Origin of the sequence: Streptomyces sporangiiformans, assembly GCF_005768555.2 — a bacterium.
Taxonomy (GTDB): Bacteria; Actinomycetota; Actinomycetes; order Streptomycetales; family Streptomycetaceae; genus Streptomyces; species Streptomyces sporangiiformans.
On the sequence record NZ_VCHX02000014.1, the window covers coordinates 1 to 3,290 of the forward strand.

The following is a 3,290-nucleotide window of genomic DNA, read 5'->3' on the forward strand; positions in this document are numbered from 1 at the left end:
TCGGCCAGGCGCTCGCCTGGGGTCTTTGGGCACAGCGCAGCAGCATGACCGACCATCTCGGCGACACCGAGATCCAGCGCCTGAACCGTTCGGGCATGCGGCTGTTGGACACCGAGCAGGGGATGCGGCTGTTCGACGTGTCCGTGACCCTCGATGAGCCGTTGCTCGTCCCGCATCCCATGGATCTCTCTGTCCTGCGTGGCCGGGGTGAGGCGGTGCCGGCGCTGCTGCGCGGTCTGGTCCGCGCCACGGTGCGCCGCCCGGTGGAGTCCCGCGGCGATGTGCCGGGGGGTTCGGCGCTCGCGCAGCGCCTCGCGGCCCTGGACGAGCGCGGGCGGCGGGAACTGCTGCTCGACCTGGTCCGTTCGCACGCGGCGTCGGTGCTCGGGCACTCGGGGACGGGCGCCGTGGGTGCCGAACTGGCTTTCAAGGAGCTGGGCTTCGACTCGCTCACCGCGGTCGAGCTGCGCAACCTGCTGACCTCCGCGACAGGTCTGAAACTCCCGGCAACACTCGTCTTCGACTACCCCACCCCCGCCGCCCTCGCCGACCACCTCAGGGCCGAGCTGGTCGGTGACCTGCGGCCCGTATCCGCAGCTGTCACCTCCAACCGGGCCGCGCTCGACGACGATCCGATCGTGATCGTGTCGATGAGCTGCCGGTTCCCGGGCGGTGCCGACTCCCCGGAGAACCTGTGGCGTCTGGTCACCAGCGGCGGCGACGCCGTGGGAGGCTTCCCGACGGACCGCGGCTGGGACCTCGACAGCCTCTTCGACCACGACCCGGACCGCCCCGGCACCTCGTACACCACCGAAGGCGCCTTCGTTGACGACGTGGCCGGGTTCGACGCCGAGTTCTTCGGAATCTCGCCCCGCGAGGCGCTCTCCATGGACCCGCAGCAGCGGCTCTTCCTGGAAACGTCGTGGGAGGCGCTGGAGCGGGCGGGCATCGACCCGACGTCGGTGCGCGGTCAGGACATCGGCGTGTACGCGGGGGCGTACTCCGCCGGCTACGGCATGACCGCCCGTGTTCCCGAGGAGCTTGAGGGGTACGTCGTCACCGGCGAGGCCACGAGTGTGATCTCCGGCCGTGTCGCCTACACCCTCGGCCTCGAAGGACCCGCGCTGTCCGTCGACGCCGCTTGCTCGTCCTCGCTGGTGGCCCTCCACATGGCGGCGCAGGCGTTGCGCAGCGGCGAGTGCTCCATGGCCCTCGTCGGCGGCGTGTCGGTGATGTACACGCCCACGGCGTTCACCGAGTTCGCCCGTCAGCGGGGTATGGCGCGTGACGGGCGGTCGAAGCCGTTCGCCGACGCGGCCGATGGCATGGGCTGGGGCGAGGGCGTCGGAGTGCTGCTCGTCGAGCGGCTGTCCGACGCCCGTCGCAACGGGCACCAGGTGCTGGCCGTGGTCCAGGGCTCGGCCCTCAATCAGGACGGTGCCTCGAACGGTCTGACCGCCCCCAACGGGCCCTCGCAGCAGCGCGTCATCCGCCAGGCGCTGGCCAACGCCGGCGTGAACCCGGCGGATGTGGACGTCGTGGAGGCGCACGGTACGGGTACGACGCTGGGAGACCCGATCGAGGCGCAGGCGTTGCTGGCGACGTATGGGCAGGGCCGTGACCCGGAGCGGCCGTTGTGGCTGGGTTCGGTCAAGTCGAACATCGGGCACACGCAGGCCGCCGCCGGCGTCGTCGGCATCATCAAGATGGTCATGGCGCTGCAGGCGAAGGTACTGCCGAAGTCGCTGCACATCGATGCGCCGTCGTCGCATGTGGACTGGTCGGTAGGGGCTGTTGAGCTGCTGACCGACAACCGCGAGTGGTCGCGGGAGAACGGCCCGCGGCGTGCGGGTGTGTCGTCGTTCGGCATCAGCGGCACCAACGCGCACATCATCCTGGAAGAGGCACCCGAGCCCGAGGTGGATCGGGAGGAGCCGGCGGAAGAGCTGCCGGCTCCGGCTGCGGCGGTCGTGCCGTGGGTGCTGTCGGCGAAGTCGGAGGAGGCGCTGCGGGCGCAGGCCGAGCGACTGCTGGAACACGTCGCGGAGCCTGCTGAAGTGTCGCTTGTGGATGTGGGGTTCTCGCTGGCCACTTCGCGTGCGGTCCTGGAGCACCGTGCCGCTGTGGTGGGTGGTGATGTGGACTCGTTGCGGGAGGGTTTGCGGGCGATCGCCTCGGGTGGTGCTGTCGCGCATGCGGTCAGCGGTATGAGTCTGGGTGCGGGCGGCAAGAGCGTGTTCGTGTTCCCGGGGCAGGGCTCGCAGTGGGTCAGCATGGCGGCCGAACTCATCGAGTCCTCGCCGGTGTTCGCGGAGCGGATGCGTGAGTGCGCGGCGGCGTTGTCCTCGTATGTGGACTGGTCGTTGTTCGACGTCCTTGACGATGCCGAGGCGTTGGAGCGCGTCGATGTCGTGCAGCCGGTGTTGTGGGCGGTGATGGTGTCCCTGGCCGAACTGTGGCGTGCGTACGGCATCAAGCCGGCTGCCGTGGTGGGGCATTCGCAGGGTGAGATCGCGGCGGCCTGTGTGGCAGGAGCCCTGTCCATCGAGGACGCCGCGAAGGTGGTGGCGCTGCGGTCGAAGGCGATCCTGGCGCTGTCGGGTCTGGGTGGCATGGTGTCGGTGGCGTTGCCGGTGGATCAGGTTCGTGAGCGGCTGTCCGAGGGGTTGTCGGTGGCGGCGGTCAACGGGCCTTCGTCCGTGGTGGTTTCGGGAGATGTCGCGGAGCTGGATGCCCTGCTGGCCGCCTGTGAGGCGGAGGAGGTGCGGGCGCGTCGGATCCCGGTGGACTATGCGTCGCATTCGGCGCATGTGGAGGCCATCCACAGCGAACTGCTCAGTGTTCTGGCGGGGCTTGAGCCGCGTGCAGCCGGGGTGCCGTTCTTCTCGACGGTGACGGCCGACTGGCTGGACACGTCGGTGATGGACGCGGAGTACTGGTACTCCAACCTGCGCCAGACGGTTCGTTTCGAGGAGGCCACGAGGGCGCTGGCCGAGCAGGGCCACCGCTTCTTCATCGAGGCCTCCGCCCACCCGGTGCTGACCATCGGGGTGCAGCAGACGCTTGAGGACGCCGGTGTGGACGCCGCCGTTCTCGGCACGCTGCGGCGTGACGAAGGCGGGCTCGACCGCTTCCTGTTGTCCCTTGCCGAAGCCCAGGTCCGGGGGATGGTGGTCGACCCGGCAGCGGTGTTCCCCGGCGCCAAGGTCGTGGACCTGCCGACATACCCGTTCCAGCGTGAGCACTACTGGCTTGAGCCGGGTGCTGGTGATGCGGATGTGGTGTCGGCG

1 protein-coding gene is annotated in these 3,290 nt (G+C 69.7%); it reads left to right on the forward strand.

From position 1 onward, the window contains the following. A partial coding sequence (locus tag FGD71_RS00290; protein WP_119098315.1) for a type I polyketide synthase occupies positions 1-3,290 on the forward strand: 3,290 nt, incomplete at both ends.